At 67.0% G+C, this 26,496-nt stretch carries 28 protein-coding genes; 24 read left to right on the plus strand and 4 right to left on the minus strand.

The features are described 5' to 3' along the window. Nucleotides 1-88: 88 nt before the first annotated feature. The 13 genes from KDH83_RS16040 (at nt 89) to KDH83_RS16100 (ending at nt 13,123) form a co-directional block, all read left to right on the plus strand. Nucleotides 89-1,012 (plus strand): histone deacetylase family protein, encoded by a 924-nt coding sequence (locus tag KDH83_RS16040; protein ID WP_212317679.1) that lies wholly within the window; start codon nt 89-91, stop codon nt 1,010-1,012. A 70-nt stretch (nt 1,013-1,082) separates the two neighbouring features. Further along, nucleotides 1,083-1,832, plus strand: a complete 750-nt coding sequence (locus KDH83_RS16045) for an electron transfer flavoprotein subunit beta/FixA family protein (RefSeq protein WP_212317681.1) — start codon at nt 1,083-1,085, stop codon at nt 1,830-1,832. A gap of 1 nt (nt 1,833) precedes the next feature. After that, nucleotides 1,834-2,763, plus strand: a complete 930-nt coding sequence (locus KDH83_RS16050) for an electron transfer flavoprotein subunit alpha/FixB family protein (RefSeq protein WP_212317683.1) — start codon at nt 1,834-1,836, stop codon at nt 2,761-2,763. A 290-nt stretch (nt 2,764-3,053) separates the two neighbouring features. Next, on the plus strand, nt 3,054-3,695 hold the full coding sequence (locus KDH83_RS16055; protein ID WP_103276372.1) for a peroxiredoxin: 642 nt from the start codon (nt 3,054-3,056) through the stop codon (nt 3,693-3,695). A gap of 301 nt (nt 3,696-3,996) precedes the next feature. Further along, nucleotides 3,997-5,025: a sulfate ABC transporter substrate-binding protein gene (locus KDH83_RS16060; protein ID WP_103273358.1), complete on the plus strand. Its 1,029-nt coding sequence runs from the start codon at nt 3,997-3,999 to the stop codon at nt 5,023-5,025. Nucleotides 5,026-5,049: 24 nt separating this feature from the next. Next, nucleotides 5,050-5,937, plus strand: coding sequence for a sulfate ABC transporter permease subunit CysT (gene cysT / locus KDH83_RS16065; protein ID WP_212317685.1), 888 nt, complete (start codon nt 5,050-5,052; stop codon nt 5,935-5,937). Further along, nucleotides 5,937-6,836: a sulfate ABC transporter permease subunit CysW gene (gene cysW, locus KDH83_RS16070; protein WP_212317687.1), complete on the plus strand. Its 900-nt coding sequence runs from the start codon at nt 5,937-5,939 to the stop codon at nt 6,834-6,836. Before cysT ends, cysW begins: the two co-directional genes overlap by 1 nt. A 23-nt stretch (nt 6,837-6,859) precedes the next feature. Beyond that, the gene (locus KDH83_RS16075) at nt 6,860-7,924 is read left to right on the plus strand and encodes a sulfate ABC transporter ATP-binding protein (RefSeq protein WP_212317689.1); all 1,065 of its coding nucleotides are present in this window, start codon (nt 6,860-6,862) and stop codon (nt 7,922-7,924) included. After that, nucleotides 7,921-8,676, plus strand: a complete 756-nt coding sequence (locus KDH83_RS16080; RefSeq protein WP_212317691.1) for a phosphoadenylyl-sulfate reductase — start codon at nt 7,921-7,923, stop codon at nt 8,674-8,676. The genes KDH83_RS16075 and KDH83_RS16080 overlap by 4 nt, the downstream gene beginning before the upstream one ends. A gap of 32 nt (nt 8,677-8,708) precedes the next feature. Further along, nucleotides 8,709-9,617, plus strand: coding sequence for a sulfate adenylyltransferase subunit CysD (cysD, locus tag KDH83_RS16085; protein ID WP_212317693.1), 909 nt, complete (start codon nt 8,709-8,711; stop codon nt 9,615-9,617). Between the two features lie 75 nt (nt 9,618-9,692). Further along, nucleotides 9,693-10,991 (plus strand): GTP-binding protein, encoded by a 1,299-nt coding sequence (locus tag KDH83_RS16090; protein WP_212317695.1) that lies wholly within the window; start codon nt 9,693-9,695, stop codon nt 10,989-10,991. A gap of 216 nt (nt 10,992-11,207) precedes the next feature. Continuing rightward, complete coding sequence (locus KDH83_RS16095) at nt 11,208-12,641, plus strand: PA0069 family radical SAM protein (protein WP_212317697.1); 1,434 nt, start codon at nt 11,208-11,210, stop codon at nt 12,639-12,641. A gap of 89 nt (nt 12,642-12,730) precedes the next feature. Continuing rightward, the gene (locus tag KDH83_RS16100; RefSeq protein ID WP_212317699.1) at nt 12,731-13,123 is read left to right on the plus strand and encodes a hypothetical protein; all 393 of its coding nucleotides are present in this window, start codon (nt 12,731-12,733) and stop codon (nt 13,121-13,123) included. Between the two features lie 126 nt (nt 13,124-13,249). Here KDH83_RS16100 and KDH83_RS16105 read toward each other — a convergent pair whose 3' ends face one another. Next, on the minus strand, nt 13,250-14,122 hold the full coding sequence (locus KDH83_RS16105; RefSeq protein ID WP_212317701.1) for a DMT family transporter: 873 nt from the start codon (nt 14,120-14,122) through the stop codon (nt 13,250-13,252). A gap of 408 nt (nt 14,123-14,530) precedes the next feature. Between KDH83_RS16105 and rplS the strand changes: the two genes are divergently transcribed. Continuing rightward, entirely contained in the window at nt 14,531-14,911 is a 381-nt protein-coding gene (rplS, locus tag KDH83_RS16110) for a 50S ribosomal protein L19 (protein WP_103273368.1), read from the plus strand. Between the two features lie 123 nt (nt 14,912-15,034). Continuing rightward, on the plus strand, nt 15,035-15,766 hold the full coding sequence (locus KDH83_RS16115; RefSeq protein ID WP_212317703.1) for a CoA pyrophosphatase: 732 nt from the start codon (nt 15,035-15,037) through the stop codon (nt 15,764-15,766). Nucleotides 15,767-15,791: 25 nt separating this feature from the next. On the opposite strand, the gene rsgA is transcribed toward KDH83_RS16115, so the two are convergent. Together rsgA and KDH83_RS16125 are read right to left on the minus strand one after the other, a co-directional pair. Continuing rightward, entirely contained in the window at nt 15,792-16,751 is a 960-nt protein-coding gene (gene rsgA / locus KDH83_RS16120) for a ribosome small subunit-dependent GTPase A (RefSeq protein WP_249205154.1), read from the minus strand. Continuing rightward, on the minus strand, nt 16,748-17,998 hold the full coding sequence (locus tag KDH83_RS16125) for a M48 family metallopeptidase (RefSeq protein WP_212317705.1): 1,251 nt from the start codon (nt 17,996-17,998) through the stop codon (nt 16,748-16,750). Before KDH83_RS16125 ends, rsgA begins: the two co-directional genes overlap by 4 nt. A 60-nt stretch (nt 17,999-18,058) precedes the next feature. Here KDH83_RS16125 and orn point away from each other — a divergent pair, with 60 nt between their 5' ends. Next, on the plus strand, nt 18,059-18,604 hold the full coding sequence (gene orn / locus KDH83_RS16130) for an oligoribonuclease (RefSeq protein ID WP_103273371.1): 546 nt from the start codon (nt 18,059-18,061) through the stop codon (nt 18,602-18,604). A 45-nt stretch (nt 18,605-18,649) separates the two neighbouring features. Further along, nucleotides 18,650-19,285 carry an NAD(P)H-hydrate epimerase gene (locus KDH83_RS16135; RefSeq protein ID WP_212317707.1) on the plus strand — a complete coding sequence of 212 codons (636 nt, stop codon included), beginning with the start codon at nt 18,650-18,652 and terminating at the stop codon, nt 19,283-19,285. 110 nt (nt 19,286-19,395) lie between these two features. On the opposite strand, the gene paaX is transcribed toward KDH83_RS16135, so the two are convergent. Next, the gene (gene paaX, locus KDH83_RS16140; RefSeq protein ID WP_212317709.1) at nt 19,396-20,325 is read right to left on the minus strand and encodes a phenylacetic acid degradation operon negative regulatory protein PaaX; all 930 of its coding nucleotides are present in this window, start codon (nt 20,323-20,325) and stop codon (nt 19,396-19,398) included. 172 nt (nt 20,326-20,497) lie between these two features. Between paaX and paaA the strand changes: the two genes are divergently transcribed. The 7 genes from paaA to KDH83_RS16175 form a co-directional block, all read left to right on the plus strand. Beyond that, on the plus strand, nt 20,498-21,487 hold the full coding sequence (gene paaA / locus KDH83_RS16145) for a 1,2-phenylacetyl-CoA epoxidase subunit PaaA (protein ID WP_212317711.1): 990 nt from the start codon (nt 20,498-20,500) through the stop codon (nt 21,485-21,487). Nucleotides 21,488-21,696: 209 nt separating this feature from the next. Then, complete coding sequence (paaB, locus tag KDH83_RS16150; protein WP_006388300.1) at nt 21,697-21,981, plus strand: 1,2-phenylacetyl-CoA epoxidase subunit PaaB; 285 nt, start codon at nt 21,697-21,699, stop codon at nt 21,979-21,981. Between the two features lie 16 nt (nt 21,982-21,997). Continuing rightward, complete coding sequence (gene paaC / locus KDH83_RS16155) at nt 21,998-22,762, plus strand: 1,2-phenylacetyl-CoA epoxidase subunit PaaC (protein ID WP_212317713.1); 765 nt, start codon at nt 21,998-22,000, stop codon at nt 22,760-22,762. Next, nucleotides 22,759-23,265, plus strand: a complete 507-nt coding sequence (paaD, locus tag KDH83_RS16160) for a 1,2-phenylacetyl-CoA epoxidase subunit PaaD (protein WP_212317715.1) — start codon at nt 22,759-22,761, stop codon at nt 23,263-23,265. The genes paaC and paaD overlap by 4 nt, the downstream gene beginning before the upstream one ends. A gap of 12 nt (nt 23,266-23,277) precedes the next feature. Continuing rightward, a complete protein-coding gene (gene paaE, locus KDH83_RS16165; RefSeq protein ID WP_212317717.1) occupies nt 23,278-24,366 on the plus strand; it encodes a 1,2-phenylacetyl-CoA epoxidase subunit PaaE in 1,089 nt (362 codons plus the stop codon). A gap of 44 nt (nt 24,367-24,410) precedes the next feature. Then, a complete protein-coding gene (gene paaN, locus KDH83_RS16170; RefSeq protein ID WP_212317720.1) occupies nt 24,411-26,075 on the plus strand; it encodes a phenylacetic acid degradation protein PaaN in 1,665 nt (554 codons plus the stop codon). A gap of 124 nt (nt 26,076-26,199) precedes the next feature. Further along, the coding region (locus KDH83_RS16175; protein ID WP_212317722.1) for an enoyl-CoA hydratase-related protein at nt 26,200-26,496 on the plus strand (297 nt) is incomplete at its 3' end.

Genomic DNA, 26,496 nt, shown 5'->3' on the forward strand with positions numbered 1-26,496 from the left:
GGAGGGAGCGGTGGTGGAACACCCCGCGAGCAGGGCCGACAAGGCCCCGAGTTGCAGTAATCGCCGACAGATGAACATAATCTTCCTTATGGAGACCATGTATCTTACCCACCCGGCATGCCGCTTGCATGAAATGGGCAGTTGGCATCCGGAAAGCCCGCAGAGGCTGGACGCCATCTCGGACCAGTTGTTGGCCAGCGGCCTGATGCCCTATCTCGACGATCGCCAGGCGCCGCAGGCCTCGCGTCACGACATCCTGCGGGTGCATACCGTTCAGTACCTGGACAGTCTGCGCCAGCATGTGCCCGAGCACGGCTACTACCCGATCGATCCCGATACCCTGATGAACCCGCCCACCTACGAGGCCGCGCTGTACGCGGCCGGCGCGGGCGTGGCCGCGGTCGACGCGGTCATGGGCGGCGAGGCGCGCACCGCTTTTTGTGCGGTGCGTCCGCCGGGGCACCATGCCTGCCGTTCCCAGGCCATGGGCTTCTGCTTCCTGAACAACGTGGCCATCGCGGCCCGCCACGCGCTGGACTTCCACGGCCTGTCGCGGGTGGCCATCGTGGATTTCGACGTCCATCACGGCAACGGCACCGAGGATGTCTTCGCTGGCGATGAGCGGGTGCTGATGTGCAGCTTCTTCCAACACCCGTTCTTTCCCAACAGCGGCGCGGACCATCCGGCCGCCAACATGCTCAATGTGCCGGTGCCGGCCTATACCGCGGGCGCGGCGGTCCGGTCCATCGTCAAGGACACCTGGCTGCCGCGGCTGGAGGCGCATCGGCCGGAGCTGATCCTGGTGTCGGCCGGATTCGACGCTCACCGGGAGGACGACATGGGCCAGATGGGCCTGGTCGAGGCCGACTACGCCTGGATCACCGAACAGCTCGTGGAGGTGGCCGACCGCCATGCCCAGGGGCGGATCGTCAGCACGCTGGAGGGCGGTTACAACCTTTCCGCCCTGGGGCGTAGCGTGGTCGCTCACATACGGGCGCTGGCGAAGCTGTAGAATCAGGAAAAAATTGTGCAATGCGATCCCGGCGCATGCCGGGTAATTATTTCCATTTGGAGGCAGCGGGATGAAGGTTTTGGTACCTGTCAAGCGCGTCGTTGACTACAACGTCAAGGTGCGCGTCAAGTCGGATCAGACTGGCGTCGATATCGCCAATGTGAAGATGTCCATGAACCCCTTCGACGAAATCGCCGTCGAGGAAGCGACCCGCCTGAAGGAGAAGGGTTCGGTGGCCGAGGTCGTGGCCGTGTCTTGCGGCGTGGCCCAATGCCAGGAAACCCTGCGCACGGCGATGGCCATCGGCGCCGATCGCGGCGTGCTGGTGCAGACCGACGTCGAGCTGCAGCCGCTGGCCGTGGCCAAGCTGCTCAAGGCGCTGGTCGACAAGGAACAGCCGCAGCTGGTGATCCTGGGCAAGCAGGCGATCGACGACGACGCCAACCAGACCGGCCAGATGCTGGCCGCGCTGCTGGACTGGCCGCAAGCCACGTTCGCCAGCAAGGTCGAGCTGGGCGACGGCAAGGTCAGCGTGACGCGTGAAGTCGACGGCGGCCTGGAAACCCTGTCGCTGAAGCTGCCGGCCATCATCACCACCGACCTGCGCCTGAACGAGCCGCGCTACGTGACGCTGCCGAACATCATGAAGGCCAAGAAGAAGCAACTGGACACCGTGACGCCGCAGGACCTGGGCGTGGACCCGGCGCCGCGCCTGAAGACGCTGAAGGTCAGCGAGCCGCCGGCGCGCAAGGCCGGCATCAAGGTGCCCGACGTGGCGGCGCTGGTGGACAAACTCAAGAACGAAGCGAAGGTGGTCTGAGATGACGACGCTGGTTATTGCTGAACACGACAACGCCCAGCTCAAGGGCGCGACCCTGAACACCATCGCCGCCGCCGTCAAGATCGGCGGCGACGTGCACGTGCTGGTCGCCGGCGCCAATGCCCGCGCCGTGGCCGAGCAGGCCGCGCAGGCCGCCGGCGTGTCCAAGGTGCTGCTGGCCGACGCGCCGCAGCTGGCCGAAGGCCTGGCCGAGAACCTGGCTGCCCAGGTGCTGGCCGTGGCTTCGAGCTACAGCCACATCCTGTTCCCGGCCACCGCCTCGGGCAAGAACGTGGCCCCGCGCGTGGCCGCCAAGCTCGACGTGGCGCAGGTCTCGGACATCATCGGCGTGGAATCCGCCGACACCTTCCTGCGCCCGATCTACGCCGGCAACGCCATCGCCACGGTGCAATCGGCCGACGCGGTCAAGGTCATCACCGTGCGCACCACCGGCTTTGACGCGGTGGCCGCCACCGGCGGCTCGGCCGCGATCGAGGACGCCGCCGCGGTGGCCGACTCGGGCCTGTCGAGCTTCGTGGGTCGCGAAGTCGCCAAGAGCGACCGTCCCGAGCTGGCCGGCGCGCGCGTCGTCGTCTCCGGCGGCCGCGGCCTGGGCAGCGCCGAGAACTTCAAGATCCTGGACCCGCTGGCCGACAAGCTGGGCGCGGCGCTGGGCGCTTCGCGCGCGGCGGTCGACGCCGGTTACGCGCCGAACGACTGGCAGGTCGGACAGACCGGCAAGATCGTGGCCCCGCAGCTGTACGTGGCCGTCGGCATCTCCGGCGCCATCCAGCACCTGGCCGGCATGAAGGACTCCAAGGTCATCGTGGCCATCAACAAGGATCCGGAAGCCCCGATCTTCGGCGTGGCCGACTACGGCCTGGTCGGCGATCTGTTCCAGGTCGTGCCGGAACTGACCGGCGCGCTCTAGAGCCAGAGGCAAGGCCTCTACGGAAAAGCCCGCGAACGCAAGTTCGCGGGCTTTTCTTTTGCGCGTGCCATCGGATTGCAGGCGCTCAATTCGGGTCATGAATATTGCATAAGGTTATATGTCTTGCGTATTTCCCCCGTACCGAGTTTGATGGAAGAATCGTCGCATGGCTGCCGCTGCGGGATGCAAGCCCGGGCGTCGCAGGCCGCCGACGAGCCCTTGACGGCCGTGTCAGCCCGCTCGCGGGCGGGCCGCCCTCGATCAACCTTCATCCGCATGCAGGAGACACCATGAGTCATCTACGCCTGGGCGACATCGCCCCCGATTTCGAACAGGAATCCTCGGTTGGCCCGATCCGTTTCCATGAATTCCTGGGCAACAGCTGGGGCGTGCTGTTCTCGCATCCCGCCGATTTCACTCCCGTCTGCACCACCGAGCTGGGCTACACCGCCAAGCTGGCCGATGAGTTCGCCAAGCGCAACGTGAAGGTGCTGGCGCTGTCCGTCGACGGCAAGGAATCGCACAACAAGTGGATCGAGGACATCAACGACACCCAGTCCACCACGGTCAACTTCCCGATCCTGGCCGACAAGGACCGCAAGGTTTCCGAGCTGTACGACATGATCCACCCGAATGCCAACGCCACGCTGACGGTGCGCTCGGTGTTCATCATCGATCCGAACAAGAAGGTGCGCCTGACCATCACCTATCCGGCCAGCACCGGACGCAACTTCAACGAGATCCTGCGCGTCATCGACTCGCTGCAGCTGACCGACAGCCACAGCGTGGCCACGCCGGTTAATTGGCAGGACGGCGACGACGTGATCATCGTGCCCTCGCTGCAGGACGAGGCCGTGATCAAGCAGAAATTCCCCAAGGGCTACAAGGCCGTGCGTCCGTACCTGCGCATCACGCCCCAGCCGAATAAGTAAATAGCCGGGATGCATGTGGGGCCGCGAGCCCTGAGCGCATCCCGCAGGCTTTGCCGCCAGTACGCCGCGATTCCCCGCTGGGAACGCGGCGTTTTTTTATGGGTCTCCACGGTTGGCGCGACGGGCATTTCGCAAGGCGCACGCTGCGCATGGCGTCTCGAAGGCGAGGCGGCGTGGATTCGCCATGACCCGTGTCTATATGCTTGGCGGCGATTAACAATCAAAAAATGATTCGTTCCGTTCAGATCGGCCCGCCTGCAAACTTGCTTCCACATTGTCAAACTGACGCAGGGAGCAAGGGATGTCTTTCAGGAAAGCGGGTTGGCTGGCCGCCTTGGCTGCAGTGACGGTTTCGCTCGCGGCGATCGCGCCGGCCCAGGCGCAGCAGAAGCAGACGCTGCTCAACGTCTCCTATGATCCGACGCGCGAGCTGTACCGCGCGATCGACGATGCCTTCGCCAAGCAGTACAAGGACAAGGCCGGCGTCGAGCTGACCATCCGCCAATCGCACGGCGGCTCGGGCCGCCAGGCGCGCTCGGTCATCGACGGACTGGAAGCCGACGTGGTGACGCTGGCACTGGCCTACGACATCGACGCCATCGCCGACCGCGGCCTGCTGCCGGAAAACTGGCAGGCCCGCCTGCCGCAGAACAGCTCGCCCTATACCTCCACCATCGTGTTCCTGGTGCGCAAGGGCAATCCCAAGCAGATCAAGGATTGGGACGACCTGGTCAAGGACGGCGTGCAGGTCATCACCCCCAATCCCAAGACCTCCGGCGGCGCGCGCTGGAATTACCTGGCGGCCTGGGCCTACGCGCTGGAGAAGAACGGCGGCAGCGAGGACAAGGCCAAGGCCTACGTCGGCGAGCTGCTCAAGCACGTGCCGGTGCTGGATACCGGCGCGCGCGGCGCCACCACCACCTTCGTCGAGCGCGGTGTGGGCGACGTGCTGCTGGCCTGGGAGAACGAGGCCTTCCTGGCGCTCGAGGAACTGGGTCCGGACAAGTTCGACATCGTGGTGCCCTCGCTGTCCATCCTGGCCGAGCCGCCGGTGGCCGTGGTCGACAAGATCGTCGACAAGAAGGGCACCCGCGCCGCCGCCCAGGCCTACCTGGAATTCCTGTACACGCCGGCGGCGCAGGAAATCATCGCCAAGAACTACTACCGCCCCATCGACAAGGACGTGGCGGCCAAGTACGAAAGCAAGTTCCCCAAGGTCAAGCTCGTCAAGATCGACGACAAGATCTTCGGCGGCTGGCGCAAGGCGCAGAAGGATCACTTCAGCGACGGCGGCACCTTCGACCAGATCTACCAGCCTCAGAAGAAGTGATCTCCTGACCATCGGACGACGGCCATGACCTCAGCCTCGACACCGGCGGCAACGGGCGCGCAAGCGCCTTTTGCCGTTCGCCGCCGCAGCCCGGGCGTCCTGCCCGGCTTCGGTATTTCCATGGGCTATGCGGTGCTCTACCTGAGCCTGCTGGTGCTCATTCCACTGGCCGCGCTGCCCATCAAGAGCGCCTCGCTCGGCTGGCAGGGCTTCTGGGACGCGGTCGCGGCGCCGCGCGTGGTGGCTTCCTACAAGCTCACCTTCGGCGCGTCCCTGATCGCGGCGCTGGTGAACCTGGTGTTCGGCACCATCGTGGCCTGGGTGCTGGTGCGCTACCGCTTTCCGGGCAAGAAGATCCTGGACGCGCTGGTGGACCTGCCCTTCGCGCTGCCCACCGCGGTGGCCGGCATCGCGCTGACCGCGCTGTATTCCCAGAAGGGCTGGCTGGGCGCGCCGCTGGCCGAGTGGTTCGGCTGGAAGATCGCGTTCACGCCGGTGGGCATCGTGATCGCGCTGATCTTCATCGGCGTGCCCTTCGTGGTGCGCACGGTGCAGCCGGTGCTCGAGGACGTCGAGCGCGAGATCGAGGAAGCCGCCGCCAGCCTGGGCGCCAACCGATGGCAGACCATACGCCGTGTGCTGCTGCCCGCGCTGCTGCCGGCGCTGATGACCGGCTTCGCGCTGGCCTTCGCGCGCGCGGTGGGCGAGTATGGCTCGGTGGTGTTCATCGCCGGCAACATGCCCATGGTGTCCGAGATCACGCCGTTGTTGATCATCGCCAAGCTCGAACAGTTCGACTATGCCGGCGCTGCCGCCATCGCCACGGTGATGCTGGCGCTGTCCTTCGTGCTGCTGTTCGTCATCAACCTGCTGCAGGGCTGGCAGGCCCGCCGCGGCCTCGGGAGAGCCTGATGAGCGTCGACCATCGTCCCGCCCACCTGACCGAGCCGCGCTGGGTGCGCGGCATCCTGCTGGGCATCGCGCTGCTGTTCCTGGCGCTGTTCCTGCTGGTGCCGCTGGCCGCGGTATTCGCCGAGGCCTTCCGCAAGGGCTGGGCGCTCTACCTGGAGGCCATCGTCGAGCCGGATGCCTGGGCGGCGATCCGCCTGACGCTGCTGGTCGCCGCCATCGCGCTGCCGGTGAACCTGGTGTTCGGCGTGGCCGCGGCCTGGGCCATCACCAAGTTCCAGTTCCGCGGCAAGCAGTTCCTGATCACGCTGATCGACCTGCCGTTCTCGGTGTCGCCGGTGGTGGCGGGGCTGGTCTTCGTGCTGCTGTTCGGCACGCAGGGCTGGTTCGGCGGCTGGCTGCAGGCGCACGACATCAAGATTGTGTACGCGGTGCCGGGCATCATCCTGGCCAGCCTGTTCGTGACCTTTCCGTTCGTCGCGCGCGAGCTGATCCCGCTGATGCAGGCGCAGGGCAGCGAGGAAGAGCAGGCCGCGCTGACGCTGGGCGCCAACGGCTGGCAGATCTTCTGGCGCGTCACGCTGCCGAACATCAAGTGGGGCCTGCTGTATGGCGCCATCCTGTGCAACGCGCGCGCCATGGGCGAGTTCGGCGCGGTGTCGGTGGTGTCCGGCCAGGTGCGCGGCCTGACCAACACCATGACCCTGCACGTCGAGATTCTCTACAACGAATACCAGTACGCGGCGGCCTTCGCCGTGGCCTCGCTGCTGGCCCTGCTGGCGCTGGTGACGCTGGTGGCCAAGAACCTGGTCGAGTGGCGCAACGCGAAGCAGTTGCAGGCGGCCAATCAGCCTGCCGAGTATCCCGGCCCCGCCGTGGCCATCACGCAGGCCGCCGCCTGACACGGCGTCCGACGGAGACAAACATGAGCATAGAAGTCCGCAACCTGTCCAAGCGCTTCGGTCAGTTCCGCGCGCTCAACGACGTATCGCTGCATATCGAGACCGGCGAGCTGGTCGCGCTGCTGGGGCCATCCGGCTGTGGCAAGACCACGCTGCTGCGCATCATCGCCGGCCTGGAATCGGCCGACTCGGGCAGCGTGCTGTTCGCCGGCGAGGACGCCACCGCCGTGGATGTGCGCCAGCGCCAGGTCGGGTTCGTGTTCCAGCACTACGCGCTGTTCAAGCACATGACCGTGTTCGAGAACGTGGCTTTCGGCCTGCGCGTCAAGCATCGTTCGCAGCGTCCTTCCGAGGACCAGATCCAGCGCAAGGTGCACGATCTGCTGGGACTGGTGCAGCTGGACTGGCTGGCCGATCGCTATCCGGCCCAGCTGTCGGGCGGCCAGCGCCAGCGCATCGCCCTGGCGCGCGCGCTGGCGGTGGAGCCGCGCGTGCTGCTGCTGGACGAACCCTTCGGCGCGCTGGATGCCAAGGTGCGCAAGGAACTGCGCCGCTGGCTGCGCCGGCTGCACGACGAGCTGCACGTGGCCAGCGTGTTCGTGACGCATGACCAGGAAGAGGCGCTGGAAGTGGCCGACCGGGTGGTGCTGATGAATTCGGGCCGCATCGAGCAGGTGGGCACGCCCCGCGAAGTCTGGGAATCGCCCGCCACGCCCTTCGTCTACGGCTTCCTGGGCGACGTCAATTCGCTGGCCGGCGTGGCCACGCGCGGCGTCTGGCAGGGGGCGGGGCTGTCGCTGCCGGCGCCTGAGCTGGCGCAGGCCGATGGCGAGCGCGCCACCGCCTATGTGCGGCCGCATGAATTCGACATCGAGCGCTACCGGCCGGATGGCGAGGGCATCGCGGTGCGGCTGTCGCACGCCTACCTGGCCGGCCCCAGCGCCTATCTGGAACTGGCGCGCCAGGACTCGGACGCCATCATCGAGGCCGAAGTGCCGGAACAGCTGTACCGGGAACTGAACCTGCGCGATGGCGAAACCCTGCTGGCGCGTCCGCGTCGGGCCCGCATATTCACGGTGCAAGCATGACGACGATCGAACTGCCTCCCGAACTGGAAGCCGGCGCGGCGGCGCGCTGGCGCGCGCTGACCGAGACCCTGGCCGACGTGCTGAGCCGCTATCCCGACGCCGCGCTGGCCTCGTCGCTGGCAGCCGAGGACATGGTGCTGACGCACGCCATTTTCGATGCCGGGCTGGGCCTGGAAGTGTTCACGCTGGATACCGGCAGGCTGCACGATGAAACGCTGGGCGTGCTGGACGCGATCCGCCGGCGCTACGGCCGCGAGGTCACGATCTACCGGCCCGACGCGGCCGCCGTTGACGCACACGTGGCGGCGCATGGCGCCTATGCCTTCTACGAAAGCGTCGAGCTGCGCAAGGCCTGCTGCCAGATCCGCAAGGTCGAGCCGCTCAAGCGCGCGCTGGCCGGACGCGGCGCCTGGATCACCGGGCAGCGGCGCGCCCAGTCCGCCACGCGCGGCGAGCTGGCGCGCGAAGAACAGGACGCCACGTTCGGCCTCTACAAGTTCAACCCGCTGGCCGACTGGAGCGAGGCCGAGGTCTGGGCCGTGATCCGCGCGCTGGGCATTCCGTACAACCCGCTGCACGACCAGGGCTATCCGTCCATCGGCTGCGAACCCTGTACGCGCGCCTTGCGGCCGGGCGAAGACCTGCGGGCAGGGCGCTGGTGGTGGGAGTCCTCGGACTCCAAGGAATGCGGCCTGCACGCGGGCAATAGGGTCATCGCCATCGCGCCCGCCGGCGACGCTGGCCGGCCATGAATTCGAAAACCATGATTCAAGGGGAACACCCAATGTCTGCCGTGATTCAACGCAGCCACCTGGACTGGCTGGAATCGGAAGCCATCTTCATCCTGCGCGAGGTCGCCGCCGAGTGCGAACGGCCGGTGCTGCTGTTCTCGGGCGGCAAGGATTCGGTCGTGCTGCTGCGCCTGGCCGAAAAGGCCTTTCGCCCGGGCGGCTTTCCGTTTCCGCTGATGCATATCGACACCGGCCACAACTTCGGCGAGGTGATCGATTTCCGTGACGCGCGCGCTGCCGAACTGGGCGAGACCCTGATCGTGCGCAGCGTCGAGGATTCGATCAAGCGCGGCAGCGTGGTGCTGCGGCGCGAGACCGATTCGCGCAACGCCGCACAGGCGGTGACGCTGCTGGAAGCGATCGAGGAATTCGGCTTCGACGCCTGCATCGGCGGCGCCCGGCGCGACGAGGAAAAGGCGCGCGCCAAGGAGCGCATCTTCTCGTTCCGCGACGAGTTTGGCCAATGGGATCCGAAGGCCCAGCGGCCGGAAGTCTGGAACCTGTTCAACACCCGCGTGCATCGTGGCGAGAACATGCGCGTGTTCCCGATCTCGAACTGGACCGAGCTGGACGTGTGGCAATACATCCAGCGCGAGCGTCTGGCGCTGCCGTCGATCTACTACGCGCACGAGCGCGAGGTGGTGCGGCGCAAGGGATTGCTGGTGCCGGTGACGCGGCTGACGCCGCCGCAGGAAGGCGAGCAGGTCGAGCGGCTGCAGGTGCGCTTTCGCACCGTGGGTGACATCTCCTGCACCTGCCCGGTGGCGTCTGATGCCGCCGACACGGCCGCCATCATCGCCGAGACCGCGGTGACCGACATCACCGAGCGCGGCGCCACCCGCATGGACGACCAGACTTCCGAGGCCTCGATGGAGCGCCGCAAGAAGGAAGGCTACTTCTGATCCCGCGCAAGCACCCGACCGCTCCGGCCGCGCGCCGGGGCTCGCCGGCTTGAAGGCCGGCCGCAAGGAACGCACATGAACGCCATCAACGATTCTTTTCTTTCCAGCGCCGACCGCGGCGTGCTGCGCCTGATCACCGCCGGTTCGGTGGATGACGGCAAGTCCACGCTGATCGGGCGCCTGCTGTACGACAGCAAGGGCGTGTTCGCCGATCAGCTCGATGCCATCGCGCGCGCCAAGTACAAGCGCGTGGCCGGCGACGGCATCGACTTCTCGCTGCTGACGGATGGCCTGGAGGCCGAGCGCGAGCAGGGCATCACCATCGACGTGGCCTACCGCTATTTCTCGACGCCGGCGCGCAAGTTCATCATCGCCGACGCGCCGGGCCATGAGCAGTACACGCGCAACATGGTGACCGGCGCATCCACCGCCGACGTGGCCGTCATCCTGATCGACGCCACCCGCGCGGCCGATGGCAAGCTGCTGCCGCAGACCAAGCGCCACAGCACCATCGCCAGGCTGCTGGGCATCTGCCATATCGTGGTCGCGGTGAACAAGATGGACCTGGTGGAGTGGGACCAGGCCGTGTTCGAACGCATCCGCGCCGCCTACGCCGAGCTGGCGGCCAAGCTGGGCATCGCGCATTTTGACGCGCTGCCGCTGTCGGCGCTGAACGGCGACAACGTGGTTGCGGCGTCGCCCAAGACGCCCTGGTACCAGGGCCAACCCCTGCTGGCGCTGCTGGAGGCGCTGGACGTGCAGAACGACGGCGGCGCCTTGCCGCTGCGCTTCCCGGTACAGCGCGTGGCGCGCCATGACGGCGACCGCAAGGACGACTTCCGCGGCTATGCCGGCCGCGTCGCCAGCGGCGTGCTGCGGCCCGGCGATGCCGTCACGGTGCAGCCGTCCGGCGTGGATGCCGTGGTGAGCCGTGTGCTGGCATTCGACCGCGAACTGGACGAGGCGGTGGCGGGCGATTCCGTCACGGTGGTGTTGGACCGCGACGTGGATGTCTCGCGCGGTGACGTGATCGCGCATGCGGCCGCGCCTGCGCAGGTGTCGCGCGAGTTCGAGGCCGAATTGTGCTGGCTCGATTCGCAGCCGCTCAATCCGGCGCGCAAGTATCTGCTCAAGTCGGGCACGCGGCTGACGTCGGCGAAGGTGCGCGCGGTGCTGTCGCATCGTGATATCCATGAGCTGCAGGAAGTCGAGAACACGGAAGGCGTGCTGCGCATGAACGACATCGGCCGGGTGTCGTTCACGACGCGCGATGCGCTCGCCGTCGATCGTTATGCGGACGTGCCGGCGACCGGCGCGTTCATCCTGATCGACGAAGCGACGCATCAGACGGCGGCTGCCGGCATGCTGCGCTAAGGGGCCTGCGGATCCGGGGCGCGGAGCGCTTTTTCGTCTCCCCGGATTGCTGTTGTTTTTCTTCCAAAGCTAATGCTGGCGCGGGTTTCCAGCCTATCTCGCAAGATGAAATCGAATTGTCGCAACGGAGCCGGCGTCTTGCGGTAAAGTGGGGCTGTCTTAAGAAAAGTCTTTCGGGGCTTGCTAAAACCACTGTGTTTTTGTACAGTGTTTTCCATGGCAAGCATCGATCATTCTTTTCCCGCCGGTTCTGGGTCCCCGGCTGCCGCCCCCGCCGCCTTGCGCGGTCGGGGTGCGGTTACTAATGTTCGACATCGCTTCCAATCCGACGAACGCGTACAGGTCGACGACGGCTGGTCCGCCTCCGGACTGCCGGCAGATTTCGTAGATCCCGTCCCCGATTTTTCCTCAGAGGCTTCGTCGAGCCTGACCGAGCGCGCCGCCGCCTTTCCTGGCGAAGACGACGCCGCTACGCCGGCCGTTTCCGGCCAGCCCTCCCGAATCGCTCCCGTCATTCCCATCGTGCCCGACCAGCGCCGCGAACCCGCCGCGCCCAAGACCCAGGTCACGGCCGAGGCCGCGCGCAAGATGCTGTCGCGCAACGATTCGCCCGACATTCCCTTCGATGTGGCGGTCAATCCCTACCGCGGCTGCGAGCACGGTTGCGTTTACTGCTATGCCCGTCCCACCCATGCCTACCTAGGCTATTCGCCCGGCCTGGACTTCGAAACCCGGCTGGTGGCCAAGGCCAACGCCGTCGAGGCCCTGCGCGCGGAACTGAGCCGGCCGGGCTACAAGCCGTCGCCCATCAACATCGGCTCGGCCACCGACGCCTACCAGCCCATCGAGCGTGAATGGCGCCTGACGCGCGGCCTGCTGGAACTGATGCTGGAAACCCGGCATCCGCTCACCATCGTCACGAAGAACGCCCTGGTCGCGCGCGACCTGGACCTGCTGGCCGAACTGGCCCGCCACAACCTGGTCGTCGTCTACATGAGCGTCACCACGCTGGACGCGGCCATGGCCCGCAGCCTGGAGCCGCGCGCCGCCGCGCCCTGGCGCCGGCTGGAGGCGGTGCGCAGCCTGACCGACGCCGGCGTGCCGGTGGGCGTGCTGGTGGCGCCCATCATTCCGTTCATCAACGACGAGTCCATGGAACACATCCTGGAGGCCGCCAAGACGGCTGGCGCGCACTACGCCAGCTATACGGTCCTGCGCCTGCCCTGGGAGGTCAAGACCCTGTTCGAGGACTGGCTGCACGCCCATTTCCCGGACCGCGCCCAGCGCGTCCTGCATCGCATCGAAGACCTGCGCAGCGGTCGCCGCAACGATCCCAACTTCGGTTCGCGCATGCGCGGCACCGGCATCTGGGCCGACCTGCTGCGCCAGCGCTTTTCCATGGCCGCGCGCAAGTTGGGCCTGAACCGCAGCCGCCTGCAGCTCAGCTGCGACCAGTTCGTGCCGCCCGCCGCGATCGGCCTGGACGGCGCGCACGATGCCTCATCCTCCGTTTTCCCATCCCCGGCTGGCGCGAAAGCGTCTTCAGGGGTCCCCCATGCCTCGACCGCTGGCATCGCCAGCGGCTATGTCCGTGGCCGCAGCCCGCTGCGCGCCGCGGCCGCCGGGCAGTTGTCGCTGTTCGAGTCGTAGTCCGATCGCGCCGGGCCTGTCGGGCCGGAGCCTGTGTCGTCTAGCCGATGGGCCAAGCGCTTGCGTGGCCATGAATACAAGGAGTTCCCATGAACACCGGAAACCTCTCCGCCATGCCTGATGCGCTGGCGTTGGATCTGAATCCCGCCCGTGGACCGCTGACGCGTCTGCGCGCGCTGGGCGCCCGCCTTGCGGTGTCCATGCCCGGCAAGGCGCAGCCTGCCCGCGCGAGCAGCCGACTGGCGTCGCTGCCGGCCAAGTGGCCGTTTCCCGCGCCCGCCCAGGACGACGCGGCGAGCAAGGGCAAGGCCGGCGAAAGCGCCGCGCGCCTGCCGCGCGAGCGTACGCTGGGCAATGCCACCGTCGAGCCGGTGGCGGATCAGCTCAGCATGAAGAGCAAGGTGGCGGATGTGCTGCTGGTGCTGGCCTGGGGCGCCATGATTCCGGCGCTGATGTGGCTGGGCGCTGCCGGCGGATTCTGACCTTGGCGCAACGCCGGGCATGTCCGGCGCGCAGGGGCAGGGGGGCGATGCTTGCCGTCCAGGATTTTTCAGGTGGACCGGATCCAGCGGGTGCCGATCAGGCGGAGTCGCGCTGAACGGCGCCCGTCAGGCTGAACCGAGCAGGACAACGCCCGCCAGAATGGAGAAGCAGCCCAGCAGTCGGCCGATGCCTACCTTCTCGCGCAGCAGGAACATGCCGGCCAGGGTGCCCAGCATCATCGACATTTCCCGGGCCGGCGCCACCAGGCTCAACGGCGCGCCATCCTGCAGCGCGAACAGCACCAGGATGTAGCCCAGCGGCGACAGGAAGCCCACGGCCAGCGCCAGGTGCCAATAGCCGCGCATCGATTCCCAGTTCTGAGCCCGGCGGCGCAGCATGTGCGGCGTCATCATGGTGGTGCGCGTGACACAGGTGAACCAGTCGAACAGCACGGGGCTGATCAGCAGCACTTTCACGCCGTAGGCGTCGACCACCGTGTAGGCGGCGATGAACAGGCCGATCACCACGCCCCAGCGCACGCCGACCCAGGCCTGGGCCTGGCGGAAGATGGCCAGCCGGCCTTGCGTGGCGATGAGCAACACGCCGATCACCACGCACAGCATGCCGGCGATGCCGCTGGCCTTGGCTGGCTCATTCAACAGGATGAACGCCCCGGTGGTCGAGAGCAGCGGGCCGGTGCCCCGGGCAATCGGATAGACCACGGACAGGTCCGCCACCTGGTAGCCGCGCTGCAGGCACAGGCTGTAGCCCAGGTGCAACAGGCTGGACGTCAGAATGGCGCCGACCACCATCCAGGACCATTGCATGCCGTCGTGCAGCAGCACCCAGACCACCCAGGGCGCGTAGAGCACCGAGGCACACAGGCCGTAGGCGAAGACGAAGGGCGCGCCCACCATGGCGGCTCGCTTGGCCAGAAGGTTCCACGTTGCGTGGGCCATCGCGGCCAGGACGACCAATACCAGGGACGAATACGACATGGTGAGGGAGCTGCTTGGTGACGTGTTTGTTACAAGACCGCAAGGGTACCGCAAATGGGCGGGCAAGGACGCCGGAAGGTTCAGGCCGGCGTTCTTGTCGCCATTCCCGACGACCTGGCATGGAAAATTTGTATAGATGTCTACTCAATAGGGCTCGCAAGATACACCCGCGGGCATGCTCCCGTCCAGTCGCGTCTCCAGACTTGGCTATTTTTGGAAATTCTGGTGTAGAATCATTGGTTTGCCAAATCTCATCCTCTGCTTGCGGCATATCCGTTGTCTGGCGCCCGGGAGTCTTTCCCACGGCAATCCCTATCCCTGGTCTGGGACTTTGGATTTTGGACAACGAACAAAATCGGACGGCAAAAAGTTGTTAGCCCGCAAAGGCAAGATGAACTAGGAGTTTCAATGAACCTCATCGCTATCCTGGAACAGGAAGAAATTGCCCGCCTGACCGGCGGCAAGGCCATGCCTGCTTTTGCTCCTGGCGACACCGTCGTCGTGAGCGTGAACGTCGTTGAAGGCACCCGCAAGCGCGTGCAGGCCTTCGAAGGCGTCGTGATCGCCAAGCGCAACCGCGGCCTGAACTCCGCGTTCACCGTGCGCAAGATCTCGTCGGGCGAAGCCGTGGAACGTACGTTCCAGCTGTACTCGCCGCAGATCGCCGGCATCGAAGTCAAGCGCCGCGGCGACGTGCGCCGCGCCAAGCTGTACTACCTGCGCAACCGCTCGGGCAAGTCGGCTCGCATCAAGGAAAAGCTGGTCAGCAAGCAAGCCTCGGCGGCTTGATCGCTTATCGGCACACGGCCCTATCTGTGTCGGACGCTCACGCTTTCCCGCGTTTTCGTCCGGCACGGATTTCCGGGTTAAAAAGGCACCTGCGAGGGTGCCTTTTTCTTTACACAGAGCCGTATGTCTGATTCCTCGTCCTCCCCGCGGCCCCGACGGCCGCTGGCCCGTCCCGGTTTCGATCCGGCTTCCCAGCCCTGGGTCGTGGCCAATGATTCGCTGCCGGCCGTGCCCGCCGGCCTGCTCACGCCCGCCGCGCTGCGCGGAACGCTGAGCCAGCCTTCCACCTGGAAGCTCGAACTCTCGCGCGACAACGACTTGCGCTATCCCGGCCGCGAAGGCACGCCGGTGCCCGCCGCCGTGCTGATTCCCCTGGTGACCCGAGAGCAGGGCGTCAGCATCCTGCTGACCCAGCGCGCCGCGCACCTGCATGACCATGCCGGCCAGATCAGCTTTCCCGGCGGCCGCATCGAAACCAGCGACCCCACGCCGGAAGACGCCGCGCTGCGCGAGGCGCACGAGGAAACCGGATTGCCGGCCGAGCACGTCGAGGTGCTGGGCAGCATGCCGCCCTATCTGACGGCGACCGGATTCTCCATCATCCCCGTCGTGTCCCTGGTGCGGCCCGGCTTCCAGCTGGCGCCGGACGCGTTCGAGGTGGCCGAGGTGTTCGAGGTGCCGCTGTCCTTCCTGATGGACCCGGCCAATCACCGCCTGTACGAGGCGCGGCTGGACGACGGCCGCGTGCGCCATTACTACGGCATGCCCTATGGGAAGTACTTCATCTGGGGCGCGACCGCTGGCATGCTGCGCAATCTGTACCACCTGCTGAATCACGGCTTCCAGCCGCGTTGAGTGCCTGGCGCGTCGGCGCCAAGTCTCAATACCGCTGCTGGCCCGCTTCGTTCTCTTCCAATACCCGTTGATACAGCGCATAGCGCGCGGGATGGATGGCGCCCGCCTCCAGCGCCGCGACCACGCCGCAGCCCGGCTCATGGCGGTGGCTGCAGTTGTAGAAGCGGCAGGCTTCGATCGGACCGGCGAATTCGGGAAAGCCGCGGATGATGTCCTCGCGGGTCAGGTGCTGCAGGCCGAATGCCTGGAATCCCGGCGAATCGATCAGGTCGCCGCCCGGATCGGGCAGGTGGTACAGCCGCGTGCTGGTGGTGGTGTGCTTGCCCATGTCCAGCGCGGTCGAGTGTTCGCGCGTGGGCGCGGCGGCGTCCGGCACCAGCGCGTTGAGCAGGGTGGACTTGCCCATGCCGCTCTGTCCCAGCAGCAGGTTGGTCTTGCCCGCCAGGCGCGGCGCCAGCAGCGTATGGACCCGCGCCGGTTCCAGCGCGCTCAGCTCGATGATGTCCACGCCCAGCGCCGCGATCGGCGCCAGCCGTTCGCGGGCGGCGGGCAGGGCGTCGGCCAGGTCGGTCTTGTTCAGGATGATGAGCGGCGAGATGCCGGCGCTCCAGGCGCCGGCCAGCGCGCGCCCGGTCAGGTCGTCGGAAAAAGTGGGCTGGACCGCGACCACGATCAGCAGCTGATCGACGTTGGACGCGAATTGCTTGGAGCGCATCTCGTCCGAGCGGTACAGCAGGTTGCGGCGCGGCAGGATCGCATCGATCGCGCCTTCGTCGCTGCCCTGCGGCGTGATGCGGACCCGGTCGCCGACCGTTGCCCCGGCCTTCTTGCCGCGCGGGAAGCACTTGCGCAGGACGCCGTCGTCGAGTTCCACCGTGTAGTGACGGCCATGGGCCGCGATGATGCGGCCTTCGTTCGGCCCGCCGGTGACGGCGGCCGCGGCGCCCTGCTGCGGGCGTTGGGGGGAGCGATCGCGTGCGCTCATGCGGCCGGCGCCATCAGGTGACGGATGCGCACGGCGGCGGGAGGATGGCTGTCGTAGAAGGCGGAATGCACGGGATCGGGCGTCAGGGTGGCGGCGTTGTCGTCGTAGAGTTTGACCAGGGCGGATACCAGTCGTTCGGGCGAGCTTTGCTCGGCGGCATAGCGGTCGGCTTCGAATTCGTCGCGGCGCGAATACCAGCTGGCCAGCGGCGTGAACACGAAGGTGAAGACCGGAATCACCAGGAAGAACAGCAGCAGCGCCATGGCGTCGTTGCGGCCGCCCAGCTGCGGCAGCACGCCCAGCCCCACATAGAACCACGGCTGCTGGGATATCCAGCCCAGCAGCGCGAAGAATACCAGGGCCGCGCCGAAGCTGAAGCAGATGCGCTTGATGATGTGGCGCTTGGCGAAATGGCCGAGCTCATGGGCCAGCACGGCCTCGATCTCGTCGCCGTTCAGGCGCGCCAGCAGCGTGTCGAAGAAGACGATGCGGCGCGAGCGGCCGAAGCCGGTGAAGTAGGCATTGCCATGCGCGGAACGGCGCGAGCCGTCCATCACGAACAGGCCGTTGAGCGCGAAGCCGCAGCGCTGCGCCAGGCGCTGGATGCGTCCGGCCAGATCGGGGTCGGTCAAGGGCGTGAACTTGTTGAACAGCGGGGCGATGAACATGGGATAGATGATGAGCAGCGCCAGGTTGAATACCATCCACAGGCCCCAGGCCCAGGCCCACCAGTACGCGCCGGCGCTGCCCATCAGCCACAGCACGGCGGCGGCCAGCGGCAACCCCAGCACCGCCGCCACCAGCAGGCCCTTGAGCGCGTCCGCCACGAACAGCTCGGGTGTCATGCGGTTGAAACCGAAACGGGCTTCCAATCTGAACTGCCGCCACAGCGTGAACGGCAGCCCCAGCAGGCCCAGCAGCAGCGCCACGGCCACCAGCAGCAGCATCTGGCGCAGGAAGTCATTGCTGGTAAGCTGGCCCACCATCAGGTCGATGGCCTGCAGGCCGCCCAGCAGGGTCAGGCCCACCAGCACGATGGCGTCGTAGGTCCGCTCCAGCATGCCCAGCCGCACGCGCGCCACGGTGTAGTCCGCCGCGCGCTGGTGGCTGGTCAGGCCGATGCGGTGCGAGAATTCGGCTGGCACCTGTTCGCGGTTGCGGGCGACATGGCGGATCTGGCGCGTGGCCAGCCACAGGCGCACGGCAACGTCGATCAGCAGGAAGGCGACGAACAGCAGGGTGAACATGTGCGGGTCGGGGGCTCGGTAAGGGATATGCGAAAATCGCGTGTTTTATAGGCAAATTATATGGCTGTGAACGAAAACCGCCTGGTCTGGCTCGACATGGAAATGACGGGCCTCGAACCTGAGAAAGAACGCATCATCGAAGTCGCCGTCGTGGTGACCGAGCCCGACCTGACCGTGGTCGCGGAAGGCCCCGTGCTGGTGCTGCACCAGCCCGACAGCCTGCTCGACGCCATGGACGACTGGAACAAGTCGACGCACGGCAAGAGCGGCCTGATCGACAAGGTCCGCGCCTCGACCATCAACGAGGCCCAGGCCGAGGATATCCTGCTGGAATTCCTGTCGCAGCACGTGCCGGCCGGCAAGTCGCCGCTGTGCGGCAACACCATCAGCCAGGACCGCCGCTTCATGTTCGCCTACATGCCGCGGTTCGAGAAGTTCTTCCACTACCGCAACCTCGACGTCAGCACGCTGAAGGAACTGGCTCGCCGCTGGGCGCCGGCCGTCTACAAGGGCTTCGAGAAGAAGAGCCGCCACGAAGCGCTGGCGGACATCTACGAGTCGATCGACGAGCTGAAGTACTACCGCGAGCATTTCCTCAAGGTCTGACGGCCCCGGGCGGGCCTCCGGCCCGCCGGCATTCCGGAGCCCGCCATGCCGTCTTGCCATCCCGTCACCCGGATCCGCGAGGCCGAGCGCCAGGCGCTGGCTGCCGGCCGGCAGCTGATGCCGCTGGCGGGCGCGGCCGCGGCCCGCTTTGTGGCGGCCCGGATCGCGCCCGGTACGCCGGTGCTGGCCTTGGCCGGCCCTGGCAACAATGGCGGCGACGCCCTGGTCGCGGCGACCGTGTTGCGGGCGATGGGGCACGACGTGCGCGTGCTGCTGCCCGCCGGCCCGCAGAAACTGCCTCCCGATGCCGCCCGCGCCCATGATGGCTGGGTTGCTGCGGGCGGCGCGACGCTATCCGCGCTGGAACCCGGTTTCGTGCCCGGGCTGGTCATCGACGGCCTGTTCGGCATCGGCCTGAACCGTCCCCTGGACGCCGATTGGCAGGCGCTGGTGGACGCGGTCAATCGCTGGGGCGGGCCCGTGCTGGCGCTGGATGTGCCCAGCGGCGTGGACGCGGATACCGGCGTAGCGCTGGGACGTCCGATCCAGGCGCGCTGGACCCTGTCCTTCATCGCGCGGGCGCGGGGGCTGGAGCTGCCGGGATCCGGCGCCGGCGCCATCGGCGAGCGGCATCTGGATACGCTGGATGTGGTCATGCCGTCCGAGGCGGACGACGTCTGAATCCGATCCACCGGATCGTGGCGCGCAGGCAGTCCGACGGCCCGCCGCGCCGGGCGTGACGCTAAATGGGGCGGCGCATCCGGCCCCGGATCCAATGATTTTTCATCGAATCAGGCCGGTCGGCCGCCGAAGCGCGCCTCCACGTCCGCCGTGAGCGGCGTGTAGCGCTCATTGTCGCGGGCGGCCAGCGCGTCCAGGTGCGCTTCCGAGGCGTCGAACACGCGCCAGTAGAGACGCCCGCAGAGTTCGCGCGCCGCGCGTCCGGGCCAGTTGTCGGGCAGCATCGGGCCGGGCAGGTGGGGGTCGTGCAGGACGATCCGGCGCCAATTGTGCAGCAACAGGACGCGGATGACGAAGGCTTCGGCGGGCGAGGGCGGCGCTTCCAGCAGTTTTTCCAGCGGCCCGAAATTCTTGCTGAACGCCCGGTATTGCTCGGCCACGTCGTCCAGGTTCCAGCACTGGGAGGCCAGGCTGGCTATCGGCAGGCCGCCGGCATCGGCCAGGTCGCGCGCCGACAGCACCAGGGCGCGGTCGGGAATGCCGAGCTTTTCCAGGATGTCATGCGCCGCGCTGGCCTGGGTATGCGGATGGGCGAACAGCCCCGGCGCGATCATGCCGAAGCCTTCCCACACCAGTTCCCGGCGCAGCTCGGCGCGCTCGGCCAGTCCATTGCCGATCCGGGGCAGGGCCACCAGCGTCCATTCCCCGTTCCAGTCCTGCGGCGCGCCTTCGTAGATGCGCTGCGAGGCGTGCGCCGTGTGGCGTTGCCCCTGCTCCGAAATCAGGTACAGGCTGCGGCGGCCATGCCGTTCCGATTGCAGCCAGTTCTGCGCGACCAGGCGAAAGACGCTGGTGCGCAGCAGCCGCTCATTGATGCCCAGCGGCGCCAGCAGCTCGATCAGGTCGCCCAGCCAGATGGCGCCGCCGTGCGGCGCCAGCGCATCGCCCAGCAGGCTGACGCAGAGCGATTTTGCCCGGGGCGGATCGCTCTTGATCAAGCGCGACAGAAAGCGGTCCAGGGGCGACTGAGGGTTTGCCATAAGTAGGGCCGCGGGCGGCCGGTATCGAGTTCGGCAATATGATACATAAATCCAATGTGATACAGATTTGAGTTTGACAATGGATTTTTTGTATTAAATAATCGCCGTATGACATGACGGCACTGCGCGGCGCCAGCTTTGCGTTTTCGCAAACCGTCTCAAGGAGACACACATGTACGCTCAACTCGTCGAGACCGGCGTCAAGCAGGTCAAGTCCGCCGACCAGCTCGAGGGCGCGGAACAGGCCTTCCAGCGCCGCATTGACGATGGCGTGCGCATCGAGGCCAAGGACTGGATGCCCGACGCCTATCGCAAGACGCTGGTGCGCCAGATCTCGCAGCATGCGCATTCCGAAATCGTGGGCATGCTGCCCGAAGGCAACTGGATCACCCGCGCGCCCTCGCTCAAGCGCAAGGCCATCCTGCTGGCCAAGGTCCAGGACGAGGCCGGCCACGGCCTGTACCTGTACAGCGCCGCCGAGACACTGGGCGTGTCGCGCGACGACCTGATCGACGACCTGCACAGCGGCCGCGCCAAGTACTCCAGCATCTTCAATTACCCCACGCTCAGCTGGGCCGACATCGGCATGATCGGCTGGCTGGTCGACGGCTCGGCCATCATCAACCAGATCCCGCTGTGCCGCTGTTCCTACGGCCCCTATGCGCGCGCCATGGTGCGCGTCTGTAAGGAAGAGTCCTTCCACCAGCGCCAGGGCTACGACCTGCTGATGCAGATGTGCCTGCACGGCACGCCCGAGCAGAAGGCCATGGTGCAGGACTCGCTGAACCGCTGGTGGTGGCCCGCGCTGATGATGTTCGGTCCCAGCGACGCCGATTCGCCCAACAGCGCCCAGTCCATGGCCTGGAAGATCAAGCTCTTCACCAACGACGAGCTGCGCCAGAAGATGGTGGACCAGACCGTGCCGCAGGCCGAGTACCTGGGCCTGACCGTGCCCGATCCCGATCTCAAGTGGAACGCCGAGCGCGGCCACTACGACTTCGGCGAGATCGACTGGAACGAGTTCTACGCGGTCATCAAGGGCAACGGCCCCTGCAACCGCGAACGCCTGGCCGCCCGCGTCAAGGCGCACGAAGACGGCGCCTGGGTGCGCGATGCGCTCGTCGCCCACGCCGACAAACAGGCGACACGCAAAGCCGCGTAGGGGGTGGGCCCACCCCCGAAGCGCTGCGCGCGCCCCCCCTCAAGGGGGCGTCGCTGCGGACCGGCAAAGCCGGCTCCGCGCGACCCGGATGGGGCGATACCCGGTTGCGGGTGAGAAGCCAGCAGCAGGAACAACTGATTTTCAGGCCTATTTTTTATCCATTGCAGACCAGGACGCGCATCGCGCGCCCGGCACCGAGGACATCCATCATGAGCAAAGACTGGCCCCTGTGGGAAGTGTTCATCCGCAGCCAGCACGGCCTGGCGCACAAGCATGTGGGCAGCCTGCACGCACCCGATGCCGAAATGGCCATCAACCATGCGCGCGACGTCTACACGCGCCGCAACGAAGGCCTGAGCATCTGGGTCGTGCGCGCGTCGGACATCTCGGCCAGCAGCCCCGGCGACAAGGATCCGCTGTTCGAGCCGGCCAACAGCAAGGTCTACCGGCATCCCACGTTCTTCCCGATGCCCGAAGAAATCAAGCACATGTAAGGCGGGAGGGGGAGACATGGACAAGCATTTCTTTGAATTCCTGCTGCGCATGGGCGACACCACGCTCATCCTGTCGCAGCGCCTGGGCGAATGGACCGGCCACGGCCCCATCCTCGAAGAGGATCTGGCGCTGACCAACACCGCGCTGGACCTGCTGGGCCAGGCCCGCATGTGGCTGACCCTGGCCGGCGAGGTCGAAGGCGCGGGCCGCGACGAAGACGCGCTGGCCTATCTGCGCGACGCGCACCAGTTCCACAACGCGCTGCTGGTCGAGCGCGCCAACGGCAACTACGCCGACACCATGGCGCGCCAGTTCCTGTTCGACGTCTGGCACTACTTCCTGCTGCAGAAGCTGGAGCAGTCCGCCGACGAACGCGTCGCGGCCATCGCCGCCAAGGCGCTCAAGGAAGTCACCTATCACGTGCGCCGTTCTTCGGACATGGTGGTGCGCCTGGGCGACGGCACGGCCGAAAGCCACGCCAAGATGCAGGCCGCCATCGACGACGCCTGGCGCTTCACGGGCGAGCTGTTCTTTGACGACGCCGTGGACCAGGACCTGGCCGCGCGCGGCATCGGCTGTCTGCTGTCCGAGCTGCGCGAGCCCTGGGCCCGCCACGTGGCCGAAGTGCTGGGCGAGGCCACGCTGTCCGTGCCGGACGCCGCAGCCGCCGGCCATCCCGCCCATCGCGGCGGCCGCCAGGGCCGGCACAGCGAGGAACTGGGCTACGTGCTGGCCGAGATGCAATTCCTGCCGCGCGCCTATCCGGGAGCCAAGTGGTGAACGCCATGGCGCCCGTGTCCGCCGGCCAGGTCTTCGACTGGCTGCAGGAAGTGCCGGATCCGGAGATCCCCGTGCTTTCCGTGGTGGACCTGGGCGTGGTGCGCGACGTGAGCTGGGACGGCGAGACCTGCGTGGTCGTGATCACGCCCACCTACTCGGGCTGTCCGGCCATGCGCGAGATCACGCAGGACATCGCGGCCACGCTGGCGCGGCACGGCGTCGACGACGTGCGCGTCGAGACCCGCCTGGCGCCGGCCTGGACCACCGACTGGATGAGCGAGAAGGGCCGCGCCGCGCTCAAGGGCTACGGCATCGCCGCGCCCGCCGAGCGCGCCGTCGACATCTCCGGCATCAGCCGCCGCCGCGCCGCGCCCGCCATCGAGTGCCCGCGCTGCGGCTCGCGCGACACGCGCCTGGTCAGCGATTTCGGCTCCACGTCGTGCAAGGCGCTGTACCGCTGCGTCGCCTGCCACGAGCCCTTCGATTATTTCAAGACCCACTGAGTGGTTGAGACAATGAGCCAGAACCAATTCCATTCCCTGAAGGTCGCCTCGGTCGCGCGCAACACGCGCGACGCCGTGGTGGTGACGTTCGACCTGCCCGAGACGCTGGTCGACGAGTTCGCCTTCCTGCCGGGCCAGTACCTGACCCTGCGCACCCAGCTCAACGGCGAAGAGCTGCGCCGCTCGTATTCGATCTGTTCGGCCCCCAGCGACAAGCGCCTGCGCGTGGCGATCAAGCGGGTGGACGAGGGCGCGTTCTCCAGCTGGGCCAACCATGAGCTGCAACCCGGCCAGACCCTGGAAGTGATGGCGCCGGCGGGCAATTTCACCGTCGATTTCTCGCCCGAGCAGGAACGCCACTACGTGGCCTTCGCCGTCGGCAGCGGCATCACCCCGGTGTTTTCGCTGGTCAAGACCGCGCTGTCGACCGAGCCCAAGAGCAAGTTCACGCTGTTCTTCGGCAACCGCGCCTCGTCGGCCGTGCTGTTCCGCGAGGAAATCGAGGACCTGAAGAATCTGTACATGGACCGCTTTTCGCTGGTCTATGTCATGAGCCGCGAAACCCAGGACATCGAACTGTTCAACGGCCGCCTGGACGGCGACAAGGTCGACCAGCTCATGTCGGCCTGGATGAGCCCGGCCGATATCGATTACGCTTTTGTCTGTGGTCCGCAGACCATGACCGAGAGCGTGGTCGAGCGCCTGCAGGCCCGCGGCATTCCGAAGTCGAACATCAAGTTCGAGCTGTTCGGCGCGCCCAAGGGACCGCGCGCCCTGCGCACCGGCCAGGAAGCCCGACAGGCTCCCGGCAAGGGGCAGTGCGAGGTCACCGTGGTGCAGGACGGCCACAGCAGGATGTTCGTCATCGACAAGAACAAGGACAGCGTGCTGGATTCGGCGCTGGCGCAAGGGATAGAGCTGCCGTACTCGTGCAAGGGCGGGGTGTGTTCCACCTGCCGCTGCAAGGTCGTCGAGGGCGAGGTGGACATGGACGCCAACTTCGCGCTGGAAGACTACGAGGTCGCGCGCGGCTTCATCCTCAGCTGCCAGAGCTTTCCGGTCAGCGACCGCCTGGTCATCGACTTCGACCAGGAAACCTGAGCCGGCGTCCGCCAGGCCGACATCATTCATTTTGGAGAGACACAGTGTCAGAGCAATTCTTCGAGCGTCATCAGGCCCTGCTGGAACAGGCCATGGCCGCCGCCGCGCTGCGCGGCTACTGGAGCCCGTTTGCCGAGTCGCCCAGCCCGCGCAACTACGGCGAGACCGCCAATGACGACGGCCGCGCCGCCTTCGAGGCGCTGCGCGGCAAGCCCTTCCCGCTGGACCTGCCGGGCGCCGAAGGCAGCGTGGGCGGCGAGGCTTCGCCCTACGGCTTCGACCTGGGCATCACCTATCCGCGCGTGCCCGCCGCCAAGCTGGTGGCCGCGTCGTCCAAGGCGCTGGAACAATGGCGCCGCGCCGGCCCGCGCGCCTGGGTCGGCGTGTCGATGGAAATCCTGTCGCGCCTGAACAAGCTGAGCTTCGAGATCGCCTACGCGGTGCAGCACACCACCGGCCAGGGCTTCATGATGGCCTTCCAGGCCGGCGGCCCGCACGCGCAGGACCGCGGCTTCGAGGCCGTGACCTACGCGTGGCAGGAAATGTCGCGCATCCCCGGCATCTCGGTCTGGGAAAAGCCGCAGGGTAAGAACGATCCCATCCGCATGGAAAAGCACTTCACCGTGGTGCCGCGAGGCGTGGCGCTGGTGATCGGCTGCTCCACCTTCCCGACCTGGAACGGCTATCCCGGCCTGTTCGCCAGCCTGGCCACGGGCAATACCGTCATCGTCAAGCCGCATCCGGGCGCGATCCTGCCGCTGGCCATCACCGTGAAGGTGGCGCGCGAAGTGCTGGCCGAAGCGGGCTTCGATCCCAACGTGGTGCTGCTGGCCGCGCATGCCGCCGGCGATGAAACCGCGCAGCAGCTGGCGCTGGATCCCGCCGTCAAGATCGTCGACTTCACCGGCAGCAGCGCCAACGGCAACTGGCTGGAAGACAACGCCCGCCAGGCCCTGGTCTACACCGAGAAGGCCGGCGTCAACCAGGTCATCATCGACTCGGCCAGCGACCTGAAGGGCGTGGCGCGCAACCTGGCGTTCTCGCTGGCCCTGTACTCGGGCCAGATGTGCACGGCGCCGCAGAACATCTACGTGCCGCGCGACGGCATCCAGACGCCGGAAGGCCGCGTCAGCTTCGACGAGGTCGCGGGCGCCCTGGCCGCCGCGCTGGAAAAGACCACCGCCGACGCCGCCCGCGCGGTCGAGCTGACCGGCGCGATCCAGAACGAAGGCGTGGTCGAGCGCATCGAGAAGGCCCGCGCGCTGGGCCTGCCGGTGCTGGCCGACAGCAAGCCGCTGGTCCATCCGCAATTCGAGAACGCCCGCGTGCGCACGCCGCTGCTGCTGTCCGCCCAGGCCGGCAATCCGGCCATCGGCCAGGAGTGGTTCGGTCCCATCGCCTTCGTGGTGGCCACCGATTCCACCGAGCACAGCATCCAGCTGGCGCGCGACAGCGTGATCCGCCATGGCGCCCTGTCGCTGTCGGCCTACACCACCGACGACGCCGTCGCCGAGCGCATCCAGGACGCGGCCGAAGTGTCGGGCGTGGCCCTGTCGCTGAACCTGACGGGCGCGGTGTTCGTCAACCAGACCGCGGCCTTCAGCGATTTCCACGGCACCGGCGCCAACCCCGCCGCCAATGCCGCGCTGTCGGACTCGGCCTTCGTCGCCAACCGCTTCCGCGTGGTTCAGACTAGAAAACACGTGTGACCCCCCCGAAGCGCTGCGCGCTTCCCCCCAGGGGGCGCCGCTACGGACCGGCAGAGCCGGATCCGTGCGGCCCCGATTGTGTGAGACCTCGCTGCGATGGCGCCCGGCGCTATGGATGACTGACATGAGCTATCAAGATATTCAATTCGATCTGTCTGGCGGCATTGCGCGCCTGACGCTGAATCGCCCGGACAAGCTGAACAGCTTCACCGCCAACATGCACGGCGAAGTGGCCGATGCGATGACGCGGGTGGAGAACGAAGGCGCGCGCGTGCTGGTGCTGACTGGCGCCGGCCGCGGTTTCTGTGCCGGGCAGGATCTGAGCGAGCGCCGGCCCGCGGCCGATGGCACGCCGCCGGATCTGGGCGAGACCGTCGACAAGTTCTACGGTCCGCTGGTCCGCCGCATCAACGCGCTGCCC

The organism is Achromobacter sp. Marseille-Q0513, from assembly GCF_018195695.1.
Classification (GTDB): domain Bacteria; phylum Pseudomonadota; class Gammaproteobacteria; order Burkholderiales; family Burkholderiaceae_B; genus Achromobacter.